We start from the raw sequence: 17,904 nt of genomic DNA, 5'->3' as shown, positions 1-17,904 counted from the left end.
GCCGACGTCAGGCGTCGTCGCGGCGATGCGGGTCGGGGTCCTCCACGGGCCTCGGCCCCTCCGCCCGCTCGTGCTCCCGCGCCCGGCGCTCCCGTGCCTGCTGCGTCTGCTCGTTCAGGTAGCTGACGATCGTGGCGCTCGCGGTGCCGACGATCGCGATGCCGCCGATCATGAGCACGACCGCGAGCATCCGCCCGGTCACCGTGACCGGGTAGTAGTCGCCGTAGCCGACCGTCGCCATCGTCACGCAGGCCCACCAGATCGAGTCGCCGAAGGAGCGGATGTTGGACCCGGGGGCGTATCGCTCGACCTGGTAGACGGCGAGCGAGATGACGTAGATGAACATCAGCACGAAGGTGCCCGCGATGATGATGATGCGCCGGCGGAGGTGGCTGCCGCTGCCGCCGCGCAGGCTCGGGATGCGGAACAGGTCGCTGATCAGCCGGAACGGGCGGGCGACCGGGATCAGCACCGACAGCAGATCCACGACATTGTGCTGGACGAACCGGCGCTTGTCCTCCGCGAGGCGGAAGCGCACCACGTAGTCCACCAGGAACCCCACCCAGATCAGGGCGAGCAGCGAGATGAGCGTCCCGTAGAGCAGCCGACCCATGTGAGGGTCGAGGACCGTCCACGAGTACGCGACCAGGAAGACGACGCTCGCCACGACGCCCGGCCACACCGTGGCTGCCTCCCAGCGCCTACGTTTCGCGTCGTCCGCCATGATCGTCCCGTCAGTCCTTGACCTTCAGCTCGCCCTTGGCGAAGCGGTACGACGCCGCCTGCGCCACCGGCTTCACCACGATCAGGTCGAGGTCCACGTGCCGCGGCAGTTCGAGCGCGTGCACGATCGTCTCGGCGACGTCCTCCGCGGTGAGCGGCTCCGGCACGTCCTCGTAGACGGCGTCGCGGCGAGCCTGGTCGCCGTCGAAGCGGACCAGCGAGAACTCCTCGGTCGCGACCATGCCCGGGGCGACCTCCACCACGCGGATGGGCTCGCCGTTCAGCTCCAGTCGCAGCACCTCGGTGAGGGCGTGCTCGGCGAACTTCGCCGCGTTGTACCCGCCGCCGCCCACGTAGGCGTTGAGGCCCGCGATGGAGGTCAGGTTGAGGATGTCGGCGTGCCCGGTCTCCCGCGCGCCGTCGCGCAGCAGCGGGAGGAGTGCGCTGATCACGCGCTTGGTGCCGATGACGTTGATCTCGTACATCCAGACCCAGTCGTCGACGCTGGAGGCCTCCACCGAGTCGAGCCCCTTGGCGCCGCCCGCGTTGTTGACCAGGGCGTGGATGGGGCCGGTCGCGGCGAGGTGGGCGCGCAGCGCGTCCACGTCCTCCTGGCGGGTCAGGTCGGCGGCGAACACCTCCGCGCCGGTCTCCGCCGCGAGCTCGTCCAGGCGCTCCTGCCGGCGGGCGACGCCGACGACCTCCCAGCCCCGCTCACGGAACAGGCGGACCGTCGCCGCACCGATCCCCGAACTCGCTCCCGTCACGACCACACGTCTGCTGCTCATGCTGCCTATTCTCACGGGTTACGGCATGTTTCGGGCACGTTGCCCGCGCGCGGCCGCGAGTCTAGCGTGTGAGCGACCACCGAACGGTGCCATCCACCCGCAGGACCTCACCCGAACAAGGAGCTCAAGCCATGACCGACGCCGCCGACTGGCAGTTCGAGACCAAGCAGATCCACAGCGGCGCCGCGCCGGACCCCGTGACCAACGCGCGCGCGACCCCGATCTACCAGACGACCTCCTACGTCTTCAACAACGCGCAGCACGCCAAGAACCTGTTCGCGCTCGCGGAGTTCGGAAACATCTACACCCGCATCCAGAACCCGACCCAGGCGGTCGTCGAGGAGCGCGTCGCCGCGCTCGAAGGGGGCACCGGCGCCCTCCTCGTCGCGTCGGGCCAGGCGGCGGAGACCTTCGCGGTGCTGAACATCGCGCAGGCCGGCGACCACATCGTGTCGTCCTCCTCGATCTACGGCGGCACCTACAACCTGTTCAAGTACACGCTCGCCAAGCTCGGCATCGAGACGACGTTCGTGGAGAACCAGGACGACGCCGAGGAGTGGCGCCGCGCTGTCCGCCCGAACACCAAGCTGTTCTTCGCGGAGACCATCGGCAACCCGAAGATCAACATCCTCGACATCGAGCTCGTCGCCGAGGTGGCGCACGAGTCCGGCGTCCCGCTGATCGTGGACAACACGATCGCGACCCCGTACCTGATCCGCCCGTTCGAGCACGGTGCCGACATCATCGTGCACTCGGCCACCAAGTTCCTCGGCGGCCACGGCACGGTCATCGGCGGCGTGGTCGTGGACGGCGGCAGCTTCGAGTGGTCGAAGAACGCCGAGAAGTTCCCCGGCCTGACCCAGCCGGACCCGTCGTACCACGGCGCCGTCTACACGGCAGCGGTCGGCGACGGCCTGGCCTACATCATCAAGGCCCGCGTCCAGCTCCTCCGCGACCTCGGCTCGGCGATCGCGCCCGCGAGCGCGTGGCAGCTCATCCAGGGCATCGAGACGCTCTCGCTGCGCGTCGAGCGGCACACCCAGAACGCGCAGGAGATCGCGGAGTTCCTGGAGGCCCACCCCGACGTCGCCTCGGTCAACTACTCCGGCCTCCCGACCAGCCCGTGGTACGCCGCGGCCAACAAGTACGCCCCGAAGGGCGTGGGCGCGGTGCTGTCGTTCGAGCTCAAAGGCGGCGTGGACGCGGGCGCGGCCCTCGTCGACAGCCTGAAGCTGTTCAGCCACCTCGCCAACATCGGCGACGTGCGCAGCCTGGTCATCCACCCGGCCTCGACCACGCACTCCCAGCTCACCCCGGAGCAGCAGCTCACCGCGGGCGTGACCCCGGGCCTCGTGCGCCTCTCGGTCGGCCTGGAGAACATCGACGACCTGAAGGCCGACCTGTCGGCCGGCCTCGCCGCCGCCCGCGCCGTGGCCGACGCCGCCCGCGTCTAACCCCGGGAACCCCCACCGCCGAGGGGCACGTCGTTGTCGCTTTCCGCCCGAAAAAGCGACAACGACGTGCCCCTCGGTCGTGTGCTCAGGCGCGGGCGAGGGTGACGCACTGGCGCAGGAGGGCGATGGCCTCCCGCGCGTCGGCGGTGACGAAGGCCTGCCGGTCGCCGGCGCGGTCGCGGATGGCGCGGTCCAGCAGGTCCGCGTGCTCGGGCCAGCGCGCGGCGGCGCTGCGGGCGGCGTCGGTCTTCGACACGATGCGCCCGGACTCCATGGTCTCCACCAGCCGGATCGGGCCGAGGGCGAGCCAGCGGACGGTCTCCGACCGCACCGGGTCGCCCGGTTCGCGGTCGGCGAGCTCGGCCTCGGCGCTGTCGCCGACCGGCCCCCAGAAGTCGATGAGGTCGCTGCGCGAGCGGGCCCCCACCCGTGAGGCCGTGTCCGGGTGGCGGTCGGCGGTCGGCGTCCAGATCACGTCGCCGCCGTCCACGACGCCCTGCACGCCGTCCTCCAGCTCCAGCCAGGTCGCCCAGTTCAGCTGGCCGCCGGCGAGGGCGCTGACGAGCACGCCCTCCACCACCTGCGGCGCCGTCTCCACCTGGTCGGGGCCGCGGGCGATCTCCGACTCGGTGAGGTAGACGCCGTCGATGTGCGGCGACGACGCCGCGTGCAGAGGTGCCAGCACCGGGAGGTCGTCGACCGGGTCGCGCGTGACGACGAACACCACGTCGATGTCGCTCATGCCGTCGAACCAGTCGCCGGTCGCCGCGGAGCCGGTCACGACCGCGCGGCTGACCAGGGCCGGCGCCAGGCGGCGCTGTTCGAGCAGGAACACGGTGAGTGCCTCGCCGACCTGCGGCGGTAGTTGAGTGTCCATGATCCCCCTCGTTCGCGAACCTACCCGATCGTTGCCTCCGCGGCGATGGTCGCCGCCTCCGTATCCGCAAACGCCAGGCGCGGCACGAAGAACAGCAGCACGGCCGCCACCAGCGCGCCGAGGCCGCAGATCGTCCAGACCAGCATGTAGCCGAACAGGCTCGCGGCCGTCGCCGTGACGGTCGCCGCTCCCGTGAGCAGCACGACGCCGAAGACGGCGGACGCGAACGAGCCGCCGAGCGTCTTGGTCGTGTTCGTCATCGCGGTGGCGACGCCGGTCTGGCCGCGCGGGGCGGCGGCGGCCGCGGCGGCGGGGAGCGCGCCGACCAGCGCCCCGGAGCCGATGCCCGCGATGGCCATGTTGGTGAACACCTGCCAGGTCTCCAGGTGGAACGGCAGGAACAGCAGGTAGCCGACGGCCACCAGGAAGGAGGCGCCGATCAGCGTCACGCGCGGGCTCAGCCACGACGACACCACAGGGAAGAGCACAGCGCCGACGATCATCGAGATGAGGTACGCGCCGATCAGGATGCTGCGCTGGCCGGCGCTGAGTCCGAGGCCGTAGCCGTTGACCGGGTCGGTGCCGGCGTACGTGCTGAGCGGGGCCTGCGCGCCGAGGAGGCTGATCCCGATCAGGCCGGCGGTGAGCTGCACCGGCCACATGGTGGGCTGCCGCAGCACGCGCAGGTCGATGGCCGGGTCCTTCTGCTTGAGCTCCCAGCGCCCGAACGGGATGAACGCGAGCACGCCGAGGACGATCAGCGCCCAGACCCACCAGGTGCCGACGCCGTTGATCCGCAGGAAGGTCAGCCCGGAGGTGATGAGCAGCAGCGCGAGCGTGAGCAGCACGAAGCCGACCCCGTCCAGCGTCCGGCCGCGCACCGGCTCCGACTCGGGGACGCCGAACAGGATGGCGAAGAACACGAGCGTGACCGCGACGGCGGGGACCATCAGCGTGGTCGTCACGTCCTGGCCGAACGCGTCGAACAGCAGCCCGGCGCCGATCGCGCCGACGATGGCGCCGAGCTCCAGCGCCACCACGAGCAGGCCGGCCGCCCGCCGGGTGCGCGACGCGGCGGTGTTCGTGCGCCGGCCGCGGTCGAAGATGAGCGCGATCTCCAGCGGCAGCCAGACCACGTAGAAGCCCTGCAGCGCGAAGGCGATGAGGTAGGTCGTGAAGTCGTGCGAGAACGCCAGCGCCCAGCTCGACAGCGCGGTGAGCACGGTCGCGACCAGCAGGATCCGCTTGTGCCCGAACATGTCGCCGAGCTTGGCGAGCACCGGCACGACGAGCGCGGAGAGCAGGAGCTGGGCGGCCTCGAACCAGTTGTAGTCGGCGTCGTGGATGCCCAGATGCTTGACGATGTCGGAGATCAGCGGCACGTAGTAGCCCTGCAGGATGCCGCTGGTGAGCTCGACCAGTGCGAGCCAGCCGATCAGCGCGGCGGTCGCGCCGATCGCGGTGGTCGCCCGACGCTGGGCGACCGTCTTCTCCGAAGTCATGCGCGGATGCTAACACCCGCCGTGCCCTTGTACGGTAGAGGCGTGGCCAGCGAACTCGACGATTCAGGTGCAGACGTCCTCGAAGAGACGGAGCGGGAGGTCCTGGGCTGGCTCGAGTTCGGCGACGCCGCCCGTCACCTGGCCGGCGAGGTGGTCGAGTCCGGCTTCGAGCCCGACCTGGTCGTGGCCATCGCGCGCGGCGGCCTCCTGCTCGCCGGCGCCATCTCGTACGCCCTCGGCATCAAGGCCTGCGGCGCCCTCAACGTCGAGTTCTACACCGGCGTCGACACCCGGCTGCCCGAGCCCGTCGTCCTGCCGCCGATGCTCGACTCGTCGGCCCTGGAGTCCAAGCGCGTGCTGCTCGTGGACGACGTCTCCGACTCCGGTCGCACCCTCGCGCTGGTCGTCGACCTGATCGCGGCGTCGGGCGCCGACGTACGCACGGTGTGCCTGTACTCGAAGCCGCGCACGGTGCTGGACCCCGACTTCGTCTGGCGCCGCACGGACCGGTGGATCACCTTCCCGTGGTCCGCGCTGCCGCCGGTGACGGCCTCCACGCACTGAGCATCGTGGCCAAGGCACTGCCAGAGCTCGCCGCCGACGGCTCGATGGACCCCGGCTGGGCGCAGGCGCTCGCCCCGGTCGCCGACCGCATCGCGGGGATGGGCGACTTCCTGCGCGCCGAGGTCGCGGCGGGGAGGCCCTACCTGCCCGCCGGCGAGAACGTGCTGCGGGCGTTCCGGGCGCCCTACGCCGACGTACGCGTGCTGATCGTCGGCCAGGACCCCTACCCGACACCGGGCCACCCGATCGGCCTGTCCTTCGCGGTGGAGCGGCACGTCAGGCCGATCCCGCGCAGCCTCCAGAACATCTACCGCGAGCTGCGCGACGACCTCGGCGTCGTGCCGCCGCCGCACGGCGACCTGAGCGCGTGGGCGGGGAACGGCGTGATGCTGCTCAACAGGGTGCTCACGGTGCGCCCGGGGGAGCCGGCCTCCCACCGCGGCAAGGGATGGGAGGCCGTCACCGAGCACGCGATCCGCGCCCTCGTCGCGCGCGGCCGGCCGTTCGTCAGCATCCTGTGGGGCAGGGACGCGTCCACGCTGAAGCCGATGCTCGGCGGCAACCCGGTGATCGAGTCGCCGCATCCCAGCCCGCTCTCCGCCTCCCGCGGCTTCTTCGGCTCCCGGCCGTTCTCGCGGGCGAACGCGCTCCTGGAGAAGGCGGGGGAGAAGCCGGTGGACTGGTCGCTGGAACCGTAACCCCGGCGAAACGCGCGACGACGTACCCTGGAACGGTGCTGGAAGAGGAATACGAGACGCGCCGCGTGCTGCCACGACACCTGCGCAAGCCGGAGCCGACGGAGGCGCCGTTCGACTACGCGATCCGCGAGGCCCGCCCCGAGGACATGCCCGACGTGCGCGAGATCTACAACCACTACGTCGCCAACAGCACCGTGACGTTCGACGAGGACGCCATGACGCTGAAGGAGTGGAAGAGCAAGTACGCGTATCTGAAGAAGCTCGGGATGCCGTTCATCGTCGCCGAGTCGCCGAGCGGACAGATCCTCGGCTACGCGCTCGTCTCGCCGTGGAAGCAGAAGCGCGCCTACCGCTTCACGGTCGAGAACTCGATCTACCTGGGCGCGGCCTCCACCGGCAAGGGCCTCGGCCCCATCCTGATGCAGGAGCTGATCGACCGCTCGAAGGCTGCGGGCCTGAAGGAGATGATCGCGGTCATCGCCGACAAGGGCGCGGAGGCCTCGATCAAGATGCACGAGAACTTCGGCTTCACGGAGATCGGGCGGATGGGGCGCGTCGGGTACAAGTTCGAGCGCTGGCTGGGGACGGTGCTGATGCAGAAATCGCTCAAGTAGGCGTCTCTCGCCACTAGGGTGTCGTTCGTGACCACCGCCACCCCGCACCCCGGCGAGGTCGCCTCCGCCGCCCCGGCGACGCCCGCGAACCTCCCGCTGCGCAGACGCCCGTTCGACATCTTCTTCGTCGTGATGTTCTCGCTGTTCAGTCTGACCTGCGTCATCAGCGACGCCATCCCGACGCTCGGGATCCCGCAGACGGCGACGACGACCAACATCCTCGCGCAGTGGAACTACACCTACTCGTCCCAGTACGACCCGCTGTACCAGCACGAGGCGCTGTGGTTGCGGTTCATCACGGGCACGAGCGCGTTCGTGTACCTGCCGTTCTACATCCTGCTGATCGTGTGCCTGGTCAAAGGCTTCAACTGGATCCAGCTCTTCTGCGTGATCTACGCGACCATGATCATCAGCCTCACCGCCATCCCGATCTTCGGCGTGGAGTTCTTCGGGCCGGTGGGGGAGCGCACGCCGAACCCGGTCGTCTTCCTGCTGTACAACGGGCCGTACGTGCTGGTGCCGTTGCTGCTGCTCATCCGGATGCGCAAGCCGATGCCGTTCACCAGGAGGTTCTGAGATGCCGCTGCTGGAAGACCTGTCCGTCTACGAGGACGGCGAGACGTTCACCGTCTACGACCACTCCTACGAGGACGAGGACGCAGAGCCCGGCCGCGGGAGGCCGCTCGGCACCGTCACGCGCACCGCGGACGGCGGCTACCTCCCGGACGGGCCGGGCGCGATCTTCCCGTGGGTGTCGCCCGCTCGCACCATCGACGACGCACTCGCGGCGTTCGTCGGCTGATGGCGGACGCGGCACCGGTGCGGCAGCTCCGCATCGTGGTGGAGGCCGAGGACTACGACGAGGCGCTGGCGTTCTTCCGCGACGTCCTCGGGCTCCCCGAGGAGGCGAGCTACTCCGGCGACGGCGGCGCGCAGGTCGCCATCCTCGACGCGGGACGGGCGACGCTGGAGCTGGCGAACCCCGCGCAGAAGGCGATGATCGACGACGTGGAGGTCGGCCGCCCGGTGGCGCCGCGCATCCGGTTGGCCTTCGAGGTCGACGACGGGCGCACCGTCACGGCGCGGCTGGTGGAGGGCGGCGCCGAGCTGATCGCGCCGCCGACCGTGACGCCGTGGAACTCGCTGAACTCGCGCCTCGCCACGCCCGCCGATCTCCAGGTGACGGTGTTCCAGGAGCTCGGCGAGGACGGCGTATAACGATTCGGGCATACGCGGCGATGCGGTGTCTCGTACGGCCCTAGGATTCGATCACACGGGCGCCCGGCCAGACGGTGCGCCGATGGACGAGTCGGGGGATTCGATGAAGGTGGTTCTGCGCGCCTCCACTGCGCTTCGTGCATCAGGGGCGGCACTGCTGGCGGTCACGCTGCTCACCTCGTGCGCCGCGCCCAGCCCGGCCGGGCCGACCCCGCCCGCCCCATCCAGCACGCCCACGCCGACGGCGACCGTCGCGTCGGTGCCCAGCCTTCGGGTGGCGACGACGTGCGACGCCCTGCTTCCGGCCGCGTCGGCGAAAGCAGCGGCCGGCGCAGGAGTGCAACTTCGGGAGTGGGCGCCCGACACCCGTAACCCGGTGCTGTACGCGGACCTGCGAGCAGGGGCGCTCGCCTGCGAGTACCGCGGGGAGCTTGCGGCCGGTTCGACCTGGCTCGCCCCTGACGTGTTCGTCGGAGTGCTGCCGACTCTCGGTGCGAACGACCACTTCGGCGTCTTCGCGAACATCGCGGGGGTGACCGTCGACGGCGACCACTACTTCGGCTGCCCGCTCTATGCCGGCTCGACCCCTACGAGTTGCGCGTTCGGCGCCATCGTGGGCGACTACCAGGTGATCGGCTCCGTGATGCTCCCCGATCGCACCACGCTCGACCAGGACGCCGTCCGCAAGGTCTTCGACGATGCGACCGCGGTCGTCGGCCGCCTGGGCGCGCCCGCGCCGCTGTGGCAGCCGGCGGGCGGGAGCCTGCGCGGCGTCACCTCGTCGGATGGCTTCCTCCCGCTGGAACGCATCGCCGCCGTTCTCGGTGTCTCCTCGGTGACCTCGCCGAAGTCTGAGGGCGGCGAGTACACGACCACCCGGCTCGCCTCCGCCCAGCTCAGCGGCGCCTACTGGTCGGACTTCAGCGACGAGAGCGGCAAGGCCGGCGTCGCCATCTCCGTGCTACCCGGGGGTGCGAGCTACTACGACGACATGAAGCGCACGCCCGTGCCGGGCACGAGCGATGTGCAGGCCGTCCCCGGGCTCGGCGACGACGCCTCCTTCGCGACGTTCCGGCTCGCCATGCCGGGCGGGCCGGGCGACCCCGTCCCGTACCTGGACGTGAAGGTGAAGAACAGTTGGCTGCAGCTCTCCGGCGCGTCGCCCGCCGTGCTCGAACAGCTCGCGCGGGAGGTCATCGCGAACCTGTCCTGAGTCGGCTATGAGTCTGCTGCGGATCGGGTCGCCGGGTTCGGCGCCGACCTAGGCTGACGTCGACGACATCGTCGGACGGCCCGCGTGGCGGGTCGGCCGAGTGAGGCCGATGGCACAAATCGTGGCCGGGAGCGGGGCTCCCGGCCACGTCCATGTCCGGCGCTCGTCCGCTGCACGGCGTCGCAAAATGCATGCATTTTGTCGAGGGCATAGCGTGGACCCGTGGAACTCCATGAGATGACGGCGCTGGCGTTGTGGCAGGAACTGCAGGCGGGACGGGTGTCGCCGCGGGAGCTGGCCTCCCACTACCTCGACCGCATCGAGCGGCTGAACCCGCAGCTCGGCGCGTTCGTGACGGTCACCCGTGAGCGCGCGCTGGAGCGGGCCGACGAGGTCTCCAAGCGCGTGCCGAAGACGGCGCCCCTGTGGGGCCTGCCGTCGGGGGACAAGGACCTCTGGCTGCGCGCGGGCGTACCCGCGGGCTTCGGCTCGCGGGTGATGGCGGGCTTCGTCCCCGACACCTCCGACGAGATCGTGGAGACCCTGGACGCGGCGGGCGCCGTGAGCCTCGGCAAGACCAACGCGCCCGAGTTCGGCCTCCCGGCCTACACGGAGTCGCTCGCGGCGCCGCCCGCCCGCAACCCGTGGAATCCCGACCTCGGCGCCGGCGGGTCGAGCGGAGGGGCGGCCGTCGCGGTGGCGAGCGGGATGCTGCCGTTCGCGCCCGGCTCCGACGGCGGAGGGTCGGTGCGCATCCCGGCCGCCGCCTGCGGGCTGGTCGGGCTCAAGCCGTCGCGCGGGCTGGTGCCGGCCGGCAGCGGCATCGAGTCCTTGGCCGGCCTGGTCGTGGCCGGCCCGCTGGCGCGCACCACGGCGGACGCGGCGCTGCTGCTCGACGGGATGATCGCCAAGGTCGGCGGCCGGATCGACCACCACTACACGCTGCGCGCGCCCTACGACGACGACGGACCCTTCCTCGGCACGGCGATCCGCGGGGAGGGGCGGTTCCAGCTCGGCGTGATGACGACCTCCGCGTGGGACGACGCCTACGACATCGTGGTCTCGCCGGAGGCCAGGTCGGCGCTCGGCGGGGCGATCGAGGCGTTCGCGGCGATGGGTCACGGCGTCGAGGAGACCGCGCTCCAGCCCGACCCGACCTACGCGCCGGCGTTCCGGACGATCTGGCAGGCGGGCGCCGCGCGCATCCCCGCCGAAGGGGAGGCGCTCGCTCTGCTGGAGCCGCTGACGGCGTGGCTCGTGCAGCGCGGCCGGAGCATCCTCGCCCGCGAGCTGAGCGAGGCGCTGACTGCGCTGACCGCGTACGAGCGCTCGTTCATCCGGCAGCTCGCGTCGTTCGACGCGGTGCTGACGCCGGCGCTCGCGCTCACACCGCGCCCGGTCGGCTGGTACGACCAGGAGGATGGCGAACGCAACTTCGAGCAGCAGGTGCTCTACACCCCGTTCACCTCGATGCTCAACGTCACGGGCCTCCCCGCGATCGTCCTGCCCGTCGCGCAGACGGAGGACGGCCTCCCGATGGGCGTGCAGCTCATCGGCCGCCCCGGCGGGGAGCGCACCCTCCTCTCCCTCGCCGCCCAGCTCGAACGCCGCCTCCACTGGGAGACCCGCCACCCACCCCTCTGGTGACGCCCGCCCCACACGCGGCCAACGGAGGAGATCGGCCCCACCGCAGCCCCGATCTCCTCCGCTGACTGCTCCGCAGCGGCGCGTCGCACCCGTTCTCCTCCGTTGTCGACGCCGGTTCGGGAGGGCTACCCTGCCCGTGTGGACGATGCGTTCCGCCCGGTGCTCGGCGAGGCCGCCGTGCTCGCGGGGCGATGGCTGGACGGCGTGCGCGACGGGGCCATCCCGCCGGCCGCCGACGTCGAGGCGGTGAAGGATGCGCTGGGCCGGCGGCTGCCCGAGCGCGGCCCGGCGGCCACGGAGGTGCTGCGCCAGCTCGCGGCCGCCGTCGAGCCGGGACTGATGCGGATGCACTCGCCGCGCTTCCACGGCTGGGTCATCGGCGGCGCGCAGCCCGTCGCCCTCGGCGCCGACTGGCTGGTCGCCGCCTGGGACCAGAACACCGCCCTCCGCGCCGTCACCCCCGGCGTGATCGCGGCCGAGGAGCTCGCCGCCGAGTGGATGCTCGACCTCCTCGGCCTGCCCGCCGAAGCGGAGGTCGGCTACGTCACCGGCGCGACCGTTGCGAACCTCGTCGGCCTGATCTGCGGCCGCGACGAGACGCTGCGGCGCGCCGGCTGGGACGCGCGGGCGGACGGCCTGGCCGGAGGCCCGCGGGTGCGCCTGTTGGTCGGAGCCGAGCGCCACGGCTCGGTCGACAGCGCCGCGATGCTCGCCGGACTCGGCGCCGGACGCCCCGTCGCCGCCGACGACCAGGGCCGCATCCGCGTGGACGCGCTCCGGGAGGCGCTCGCCGAGGGGGACGGCCCCGCGGTCGTCTGCCTCCAGGCCGGCAACGTCCACTCCGGCGCGTTCGACCCGCTGGCGGACGCGATCGAGGTCGCGCACGAGGCGGGCGCATGGGTGCACGTGGACGGCGCGTTCGGGCTGTGGGCCGCGGCGGCGCCCGGCCTCCGGCACCTCACCGACGGGATGGCGGCCGCCGACTCCTGGGCGACCGACGCGCACAAGACGCTCAACGTCCCGTACGACAGCGGCGTCGCGATCGTCGCGCACCCGGAGGTGCTGCACGCCTCGATGGCGCAGCACGCGGCCTACCTCGCGGCGATGTCCGGCGCATCCGATCCCGAGGACCGGGTCCCGGAGCTCAGCCGCCGCGCGCGCGGGGTGCCGGTGTACGCGACGCTGGCCCAGCTCGGCCGGGAGGGCGTCGCCGACCTCGTCCAGGGCCTCGCCGACGCGGCCACGACGATCGCGGAGGGCCTCGCGACCGTCCCCGGGGCGCGCGTGCTCAACGACGTCGTCTACACGCAGGTCTGCGCCACGTTCGGCGACGACGAGCGCACGCGGAGGGTGGGGGAAGCGCTGCGGCTGGGCGGGGTCGCGCTGGCGTCGCCGTCCGAGTGGCACGGGAGGGCTGTGCTGCGGTTCTCGGTCAGCAACTGGCTTACGGACCGGGTGGAGGTCGGGCGCACGCTGGACGCGGTGCGGCAGGCGGTGGCGAGCGCGTAGGGCTGCTTACCGCCCCGCCGCGTACCCCTGCATCCCGCGCGGATTCGCCGCCGCGCTCAGCACGCCCGTCGCCGGCTCCCTCCCCACCGACGACAGCCGCCCGAGCGTCCACGCGCCGGCGCGCGTCACGACGTGCCCGCGCGCCTCCAGCCCGGCGATGACCTCCTCGCCGAGCCGCGACTCCACGACGGCGCCGGCCGGGACCCAGGTGCGCGGCCAGAACGACTCCGCCAGCGACGTGGTGTGCAGCGCGGGCGCGTCGATCGCCTGCTGGGGCGTGTAGCCGCCGACCAGCGTGCGCAGCAGGTAGAGCAGCTGCCACTGGTCCTGCTGGTCGCCGCCGGGCGAGCCGAGCGCGGTCACCGGCACCCCGTCGCGCAGCACGAGCGTGGGCGTGAGCGTCGTCCGCGGTCGCTTCCCTGGCTGGAGGGTCGAGGCCGAGCCCTCCTCCAGCCAGGTCATCTGCAGGCGGGTGCCGAGGCAGAAGCCGAGCGCCGGGATGGTCGGCGACGACTGCAGCCAGCCGCCGGACGGTGTCGCCGAGACGACGTTGCCCCAGCGGTCCACGACGTCGATGTGGCAGGTGTCGCCGCGGGTGGTCCCGTCGCGCGCGACGGTCGGCTCGCCGACGCCGGCGATGGCCTCCGCGAGCGGCGGCTCGTACGCGGTGCGCAGCGGCGGGAGGAACGGCTCGGCGCCGGCCACACGTCCGGGGCGGAACTCGGCGGAGGCACGATCGCCGATCAGGGCGCGACGCGCGGCGATGTAGCCCGGCGCCAGCAGCTCCGCCACTGGCACACGCGCGTCGCCGAAGTAGGCGTCGCGGTCGGCGTACGCGAGCTTCTGCGCCTCCAGGATCGTGTGCGCGCCCAGCTCCGTTGACGGATCGAGGCGCTCGTCCTCGAAGCCGTCCAGGATGGCCAGCGTCTCCAGCAGTGCGGGGCCCTGGCCCCAGGCGCCGGTCTTCGCGATCGTGTGCCCGCGGAACTCCAGCGTCGTCGCCGGCTCGTACCCGGCGCGGAACGCGGCGAAGTCGGACTCCGCGATCACGCCCGCGTGGTCGGTGCCGGGGGAGTGCCGGTGCGGGATGCGCGCGAACGCGGACGCCTCCCGCGCGACCAGGCCGGTCGCCCACTCGGTGCGGGCGGCCTCCACCCGCTCCTCGCGGCTGGACCCGGTGTCGCCCGCCGCGATCAGCCCGCGCAGGACGCGCGCGTACGCCGGGTTGCGGATCAGCTCGCCGGCCTCCGGGACGCGCCCGCCCGGCATCCACAGCTCGGCCGAGCTCGGCCAGTGCTCGGCGAACAGCCCGGAGACGGTCCGGATCGTCGTGCACACCCGCTCCAGCACGGGATGCCCGTCCTCGGCGTAGCCGATCGCGAACGCGAGGACGTCGGCCAGCTCCCAGGTGCCGTGGTCCTTCAGCAGCAGCAGCCAGGCGTCGACCGCGCCGGGCACCGCCGCGGCGAGGGCGCCGGCGCCGGGGACGAGCTCCAGTCCCTCGGCCAGGTAGTGCTCGCGCGTCGCGCCCGCCGGCGCCGGACCCTGCCCGGCGAGCACGACGGGGGTCGGGTCCTCCGCCGTGGCGAACAGCGCCACCAGGTCCCCGCCCGGCCCGTTGAGGTGCGGCTCCACCACGTGCAGCACGAACGCGCCGGCGACCGCGGCGTCGAACGCGTTGCCGCCGCGCTCCAGGACGGCCTGCGCGCTCGCCGTCGCCAGCCAGTGCGTGGAGGCGGTCATGCCGAACGTGCCGGTCAGGGTCGGGCGGGAGGTGACGGCGGGGGGAGGCGTGAACGTCATGGACTCCATCCTGCACCGCTGCCGTCCGGCACCGGGCGCGGACCGTCTCGAATAGGGTGGACCTCCGTGTCCGTCACTCACCGCCTGGGCCGCGCCGACGCCGATCGGCTGCACCTGGCCCTCATGCTCGCCCTCACGTTCTCGACCGGCGTCGTCGACGCCACTGGCTACCTCGGCCTCGACCGGGTCTTCACCGGCAACATGACCGGCAACGTCGTGCTGCTCGGGATGGCGCTGACCGGGACCACGAACCTCCCGATCCTCCGCCCGCTGCTCGCGCTCGGGGCGTTCCTCGCTGGCGCCGTGGTCGGCAGCAGGCTCGTCCGCCGCGACGACGGCTGGTCGGGCCGCGTGACAGCGACGCTCTGGGTGATCGCCGGCCTGCTGACCGCGATCGCCGTGCTGCTGGCGTTCGCCCTGCACCTCGACCCGGAGCTGGTGGGGACCATCGCCACCTCGGCGCTGGGCTTCGCGATGGGGATGCAGGCCGCGCTCGCCCGCCGCGTCAAGGTCGCCGACGTCACCACCGTGGTCGTGACCTCCACGCTGACCGGCCTCGCCGCCGACAGCCGCCTCGCCGGCGGGAACGGCTCGTTCTGGGTGCGCCGCGCGCTCGCCGTGCTGCTGATCACCGCAGGCGCGGCGGCCGGCGCGCTCGCGCTGCTCGTGCACGTGTCGCTGGGAGTCCTGGTCTCGGCCGCGATCACGATCGCGGTCGCCTCCCTCGGCCACACTGGCCACCGCGCCCGCAGCGCCGCCGACACCGCAGCCTGACCCGCAGCCACCGGAGGACTCCCGGCCCGCCACGCCGCACCATGTCGGCCACCGGAGGACTCCGGCCCGCCTCAGCCCCGCATCTCCTCCGTTCGCAACACGCGCGCGCGTCGGTAACGGAGGAGATCCGGGGCTCCGGGGCTGGGATGTCCTCCGTTAGCCGACATCGGCGGCCTTCGGGAGGTGGATCTCCTCCGTTGGCGACGCCCGGCGGCTCAGTCCAGCAGCCGCCGCAGCGCCGCCGGCGCCCGGTTGCGCCAGGCGTCGGTGACCAGCTCGCGCAGCAGCCCCGGCTCGATGTCGCTGAAGTCGACGTGCGCCGACGACAGCCGGCCCGCGTACCACTGCTCCGAGCAATGCTCCGGCCACGCCGCCGCGGCCTCCCGGATGCCGGCCTCGCCGAGCATCAGGTTGACCGTCAGGGTCTCCGGGTCGAGCATCGTGGCGAAGCGCGCACCCCGCACGCGGAACGCCGGGAGGCCGCCGTGCTCGTACTCCTCGACCTCCGGGAGGCCGAGGGCCAGCGCGTGCACGGCGGAGGTGTCCATCGGGCTCAGTTCACCGGGCCGGTGTACTTCTCGCCCGGCCCCTTGCCGATCTCGTCCGGGAACGGCGACGCCTCACGGAACGCGAGCTGCAGCGAGCGGAGGCCGTCGCGCAGGCTGCGCGCGTGCTGGTCGCCGAGGTGCGCGGCGCTCGCCGTCACCAGCCCGGCGAGGGCGTCGATCAGCTTGCGGGCCTCGTCCAGGTCTGTCTGGTGCTCTGGGTCGTCCGCCAGCCCGACCTTCACCGCGGCGGCGCTCATCAGGTGCACGGCGGTGGTGGTGATGACCTCGACCGCGGGCACCTCGGCGATGTCGCGCGTGGCGCCGGCAATGGCCTCGTCCTCGTGCGTGTGACCGTCTTGGATGGGGGATGTGTCGCTCACTGCATTCCTCTGTTAGAATCGTTCGGGCTCCGGGGCATCTGCCTCGGGACGAAAGTGGAGATTCCTCCCACCCGCGCTTGACCGCTTTACAGGTTACCGGGTCGTTGCACTCCGCCGACGTGCGTCAGCACGGAGGTAGCCAGGGTGCTGCACCAGCCCCGCGAGACGATCCTTCGGGAGAATCGGGCGGGGCTGCGCTGGTGCGTGGAATCCTCACTTTCTCCGAACCGTCGAAAGACGGCCCGAGCACTCGAAGCATCGCTCATCAGAGGAGACTGACATCAGCGAACCCCGTACGAATGACCGTATCCGCGTCCCCGAAGTTCGACTCGTCGGCCCCAGCGGAGAGCAGGTCGGCGTCGTCAAGATCGAGGTCGCCATCCGACTCGCGCAGGAGGCGGATCTCGACCTGGTCGAGGTCGCGCCCAATTCCAAGCCGCCGGTCGCGAAGATCATGGACTACGGCAAGTTCAAGTACGAGGCTGCGCAGAAGGCCAAGGAGGCCCGGCGCAACCAGGCGAACACCATCCTCAAAGAGGTGCGGTTCCGCCTCAAGATCGACAAGCACGACTACGAGACCAAGCGCAAGCGCGCCGAGGGCTTCCTGAAGGCCGGCGACAAGGTCAAGGCCATGATCCTGTTCCGCGGCCGCGAGCAGTCGCGTCCCGAGCAGGGCGTCCGCCTCCTGCAGCGCTTCGCCGAGGACGTCGCCGAGTTCGGCCAGGTCGAGTCCAACCCGACCATCGACGGCCGCAACATGGTGATGATCATCAGCCCGCTCAAGAACAAGTCCGAGGCCAAGGCCGAGGCCAACGCACAACGTGCCGCTTCCAAGGCGCGCGCCCAGGGGCGCGACCAGGACGCGGTTGCTGAGACAGCCGACGCTGCTCAGTCCGAAGAGAGTTCGCCCGCCCAGGCGACGAACGAGGAGAAGTAATGCCCAAGCAGAAGTCCCACTCCGGCGCCAAGAAGCGCTTCAAGATCACCGGCACCGGCAAGGTCATGAAGCAGCAGGCCGGTATGCGCCACAACCTGGAGCTCAAGTCCAGCCGCCGCACCCGCCGGCTGAACCAGGACCAGGTCGTCCCCGAGGTGGATGCCAAGGTCATCCGCCGGATGATCGGCAAGTAGAGCTCCTCCCCGACACGCACGTAAGGAAAATCGACTAATGGCAAGAGTGAAGAGGGCTGTCAACGCCCACAAGAAGCGTCGGGTCATCCTCGAGCGCGCCGAGGGCTACCGCGGTCAGCGGTCGCGCCTCTACCGCAAGGCGAAGGAGCAGGTCACCCACTCGCTCGTCTACGCGTACCGTGACCGCCGCCAGAAGAAGGGCGACTTCCGCCGCCTCTGGATCCAGCGGATCAACGCTGCGAGCCGCGCAAACGGCCTCACCTACAACCGCCTCATCCAGGGCCTGGGCCTGGCGGGCGTCGAGGTCGACCGTCGCATCCTCGCCGAGCTGGCCGTGAACGAGCCCGCGACCTTCGCCGCGCTCGTCGAGACCGCGAAGAAGGCCCTCCCGGCCGACACCTCGGCCCCGAAGGCCGCCGCGTAAGCAGCGCACCCCCGTACGAACGGCCCGGCCGACCTCG

The 17,904-nt window shown here is 71.8% G+C and carries 21 protein-coding genes; 14 read left to right on the top strand and 7 right to left on the bottom strand.

All coding sequences use genetic code 11. The features are described from left to right. Window positions 1-7 precede the first annotated feature (7 nt). Together ABCS02_RS16065 and ABCS02_RS16060 are read right to left on the bottom strand one after the other, a co-directional pair. Window positions 8-724 carry an ion channel gene (locus ABCS02_RS16065; RefSeq protein WP_345836670.1) on the bottom strand — a complete coding sequence of 239 codons (717 nt, stop codon included), beginning with the start codon at window positions 722-724 and terminating at the stop codon, window positions 8-10. A gap of 10 nt (window positions 725-734) precedes the next feature. Beyond that, on the bottom strand, window positions 735-1,511 hold the full coding sequence (locus tag ABCS02_RS16060; RefSeq protein WP_345836669.1) for an SDR family oxidoreductase: 777 nt from the start codon (window positions 1,509-1,511) through the stop codon (window positions 735-737). A gap of 131 nt (window positions 1,512-1,642) precedes the next feature. Here ABCS02_RS16060 and ABCS02_RS16055 point away from each other — a divergent pair, with 131 nt between their 5' ends. Then, complete coding sequence (locus ABCS02_RS16055) at window positions 1,643-2,965, top strand: bifunctional o-acetylhomoserine/o-acetylserine sulfhydrylase (RefSeq protein WP_345836668.1); 1,323 nt, start codon at window positions 1,643-1,645, stop codon at window positions 2,963-2,965. A gap of 85 nt (window positions 2,966-3,050) precedes the next feature. Here the strand turns inward: ABCS02_RS16055 and ABCS02_RS16050 are convergent, their stop codons facing one another. Together ABCS02_RS16050 and ABCS02_RS16045 are read right to left on the bottom strand one after the other, a co-directional pair. Then, window positions 3,051-3,842 carry a nucleotidyltransferase domain-containing protein gene (locus ABCS02_RS16050; protein WP_345836667.1) on the bottom strand — a complete coding sequence of 264 codons (792 nt, stop codon included), beginning with the start codon at window positions 3,840-3,842 and terminating at the stop codon, window positions 3,051-3,053. A 20-nt stretch (window positions 3,843-3,862) separates the two neighbouring features. Further along, the gene (locus tag ABCS02_RS16045) at window positions 3,863-5,344 is read right to left on the bottom strand and encodes an MFS transporter (protein WP_345836666.1); all 1,482 of its coding nucleotides are present in this window, start codon (window positions 5,342-5,344) and stop codon (window positions 3,863-3,865) included. Window positions 5,345-5,386: 42 nt separating this feature from the next. Between ABCS02_RS16045 and ABCS02_RS16040 the strand changes: the two genes are divergently transcribed. The 9 genes from ABCS02_RS16040 (at window position 5,387) to ABCS02_RS16000 (ending at window position 12,807) form a co-directional block, all read left to right on the top strand. After that, window positions 5,387-5,908, top strand: a complete 522-nt coding sequence (locus ABCS02_RS16040) for a phosphoribosyltransferase (RefSeq protein ID WP_345836665.1) — start codon at window positions 5,387-5,389, stop codon at window positions 5,906-5,908. Window positions 5,909-5,913: 5 nt separating this feature from the next. Beyond that, the gene (locus ABCS02_RS16035) at window positions 5,914-6,606 is read left to right on the top strand and encodes a uracil-DNA glycosylase (protein ID WP_345837327.1); all 693 of its coding nucleotides are present in this window, start codon (window positions 5,914-5,916) and stop codon (window positions 6,604-6,606) included. Between the two features lie 35 nt (window positions 6,607-6,641). Next, the gene (locus ABCS02_RS16030) at window positions 6,642-7,220 is read left to right on the top strand and encodes an N-acetyltransferase family protein (protein ID WP_345836664.1); all 579 of its coding nucleotides are present in this window, start codon (window positions 6,642-6,644) and stop codon (window positions 7,218-7,220) included. A gap of 27 nt (window positions 7,221-7,247) precedes the next feature. After that, window positions 7,248-7,796, top strand: a complete 549-nt coding sequence (locus ABCS02_RS16025; RefSeq protein ID WP_345836663.1) for a DUF2781 domain-containing protein — start codon at window positions 7,248-7,250, stop codon at window positions 7,794-7,796. Window position 7,797: 1 nt separating this feature from the next. After that, on the top strand, window positions 7,798-8,022 hold the full coding sequence (locus ABCS02_RS16020) for a hypothetical protein (RefSeq protein ID WP_345836662.1): 225 nt from the start codon (window positions 7,798-7,800) through the stop codon (window positions 8,020-8,022). Beyond that, window positions 8,022-8,438 (top strand): VOC family protein, encoded by a 417-nt coding sequence (locus ABCS02_RS16015; RefSeq protein ID WP_345836661.1) that lies wholly within the window; start codon window positions 8,022-8,024, stop codon window positions 8,436-8,438. Before ABCS02_RS16020 ends, ABCS02_RS16015 begins: the two co-directional genes overlap by 1 nt. A gap of 103 nt (window positions 8,439-8,541) precedes the next feature. Next, entirely contained in the window at window positions 8,542-9,651 is a 1,110-nt protein-coding gene (locus tag ABCS02_RS16010; protein WP_345836660.1) for a hypothetical protein, read from the top strand. Window positions 9,652-9,888: 237 nt separating this feature from the next. Continuing rightward, window positions 9,889-11,298, top strand: coding sequence for an amidase (locus ABCS02_RS16005; protein ID WP_345837326.1), 1,410 nt, complete (start codon window positions 9,889-9,891; stop codon window positions 11,296-11,298). A 138-nt stretch (window positions 11,299-11,436) separates the two neighbouring features. Next, entirely contained in the window at window positions 11,437-12,807 is a 1,371-nt protein-coding gene (locus ABCS02_RS16000) for an aminotransferase class V-fold PLP-dependent enzyme (protein WP_345836659.1), read from the top strand. A gap of 6 nt (window positions 12,808-12,813) precedes the next feature. On the opposite strand, the gene ABCS02_RS15995 is transcribed toward ABCS02_RS16000, so the two are convergent. Then, window positions 12,814-14,610 (bottom strand): gamma-glutamyltransferase, encoded by a 1,797-nt coding sequence (locus ABCS02_RS15995; protein WP_345836658.1) that lies wholly within the window; start codon window positions 14,608-14,610, stop codon window positions 12,814-12,816. Window positions 14,611-14,676: 66 nt separating this feature from the next. Between ABCS02_RS15995 and ABCS02_RS15990 the strand changes: the two genes are divergently transcribed. After that, entirely contained in the window at window positions 14,677-15,384 is a 708-nt protein-coding gene (locus ABCS02_RS15990) for a YoaK family protein (protein ID WP_345836657.1), read from the top strand. A gap of 215 nt (window positions 15,385-15,599) precedes the next feature. On the opposite strand, the gene ABCS02_RS15985 is transcribed toward ABCS02_RS15990, so the two are convergent. Then, a complete protein-coding gene (locus ABCS02_RS15985) occupies window positions 15,600-15,932 on the bottom strand; it encodes an MmcQ/YjbR family DNA-binding protein (RefSeq protein WP_345836656.1) in 333 nt (110 codons plus the stop codon). Between the two features lie 5 nt (window positions 15,933-15,937). Beyond that, window positions 15,938-16,312: a DUF1844 domain-containing protein gene (locus tag ABCS02_RS15980; RefSeq protein WP_345836655.1), complete on the bottom strand. Its 375-nt coding sequence runs from the start codon at window positions 16,310-16,312 to the stop codon at window positions 15,938-15,940. Between the two features lie 280 nt (window positions 16,313-16,592). On the opposite strand from ABCS02_RS15980, the gene infC reads away from it, so the two are divergent. From infC to rplT, 3 genes are read left to right on the top strand one after another with little or no spacing between them, the layout of a single operon-like run. Next, window positions 16,593-17,249 carry a translation initiation factor IF-3 gene (gene infC, locus ABCS02_RS15975; protein WP_208038327.1) on the top strand — a complete coding sequence of 219 codons (657 nt, stop codon included), beginning with the start codon at window positions 16,593-16,595 and terminating at the stop codon, window positions 17,247-17,249. After that, entirely contained in the window at window positions 17,249-17,443 is a 195-nt protein-coding gene (gene rpmI / locus ABCS02_RS15970; RefSeq protein WP_241704900.1) for a 50S ribosomal protein L35, read from the top strand. Before infC ends, rpmI begins: the two co-directional genes overlap by 1 nt. 37 nt (window positions 17,444-17,480) lie before the next feature. Next, window positions 17,481-17,867, top strand: coding sequence for a 50S ribosomal protein L20 (rplT, locus tag ABCS02_RS15965; protein WP_345836654.1), 387 nt, complete (start codon window positions 17,481-17,483; stop codon window positions 17,865-17,867). Window positions 17,868-17,904: the final 37 nt, after the last annotated feature.

The sequence above is a fragment of the Microbacterium sp. X-17 genome (assembly GCF_039615055.1).
This window is presented reverse-complemented; position numbering and strand designations above follow the sequence as displayed.

Excerpts from the sequence above, each read along its gene's own strand:
- ABCS02_RS16065 (WP_345836670.1), bottom strand. The coding sequence starts at position 724 with ATGGCGGACGACGCGAAACGTAGGCGCTGGGAGGCAGCCACGGTGTGG.
- ABCS02_RS16060 (WP_345836669.1), bottom strand. The coding sequence starts at position 1,511 with ATGAGCAGCAGACGTGTGGTCGTGACGGGAGCGAGTTCGGGGATCGGT.
- ABCS02_RS16055 (WP_345836668.1), top strand. The coding sequence starts at position 1,643 with ATGACCGACGCCGCCGACTGGCAGTTCGAGACCAAGCAGATCCACAGC.
- ABCS02_RS16050 (WP_345836667.1), bottom strand. The coding sequence starts at position 3,842 with ATGGACACTCAACTACCGCCGCAGGTCGGCGAGGCACTCACCGTGTTC.
- ABCS02_RS16045 (WP_345836666.1), bottom strand. The coding sequence starts at position 5,344 with ATGACTTCGGAGAAGACGGTCGCCCAGCGTCGGGCGACCACCGCGATC.
- ABCS02_RS16020 (WP_345836662.1), top strand. The coding sequence starts at position 7,798 with ATGCCGCTGCTGGAAGACCTGTCCGTCTACGAGGACGGCGAGACGTTC.
- ABCS02_RS16015 (WP_345836661.1), top strand. The coding sequence starts at position 8,022 with ATGGCGGACGCGGCACCGGTGCGGCAGCTCCGCATCGTGGTGGAGGCC.
- ABCS02_RS16010 (WP_345836660.1), top strand. The coding sequence starts at position 8,542 with ATGAAGGTGGTTCTGCGCGCCTCCACTGCGCTTCGTGCATCAGGGGCG.
- ABCS02_RS16005 (WP_345837326.1), top strand. The coding sequence starts at position 9,889 with ATGACGGCGCTGGCGTTGTGGCAGGAACTGCAGGCGGGACGGGTGTCG.
- ABCS02_RS15995 (WP_345836658.1), bottom strand. The coding sequence starts at position 14,610 with ATGACGTTCACGCCTCCCCCCGCCGTCACCTCCCGCCCGACCCTGACC.
- ABCS02_RS15985 (WP_345836656.1), bottom strand. The coding sequence starts at position 15,932 with ATGGACACCTCCGCCGTGCACGCGCTGGCCCTCGGCCTCCCGGAGGTC.
- rpmI (WP_241704900.1), top strand. The coding sequence starts at position 17,249 with ATGCCCAAGCAGAAGTCCCACTCCGGCGCCAAGAAGCGCTTCAAGATC.
- rplT (WP_345836654.1), top strand. The coding sequence starts at position 17,481 with ATGGCAAGAGTGAAGAGGGCTGTCAACGCCCACAAGAAGCGTCGGGTC.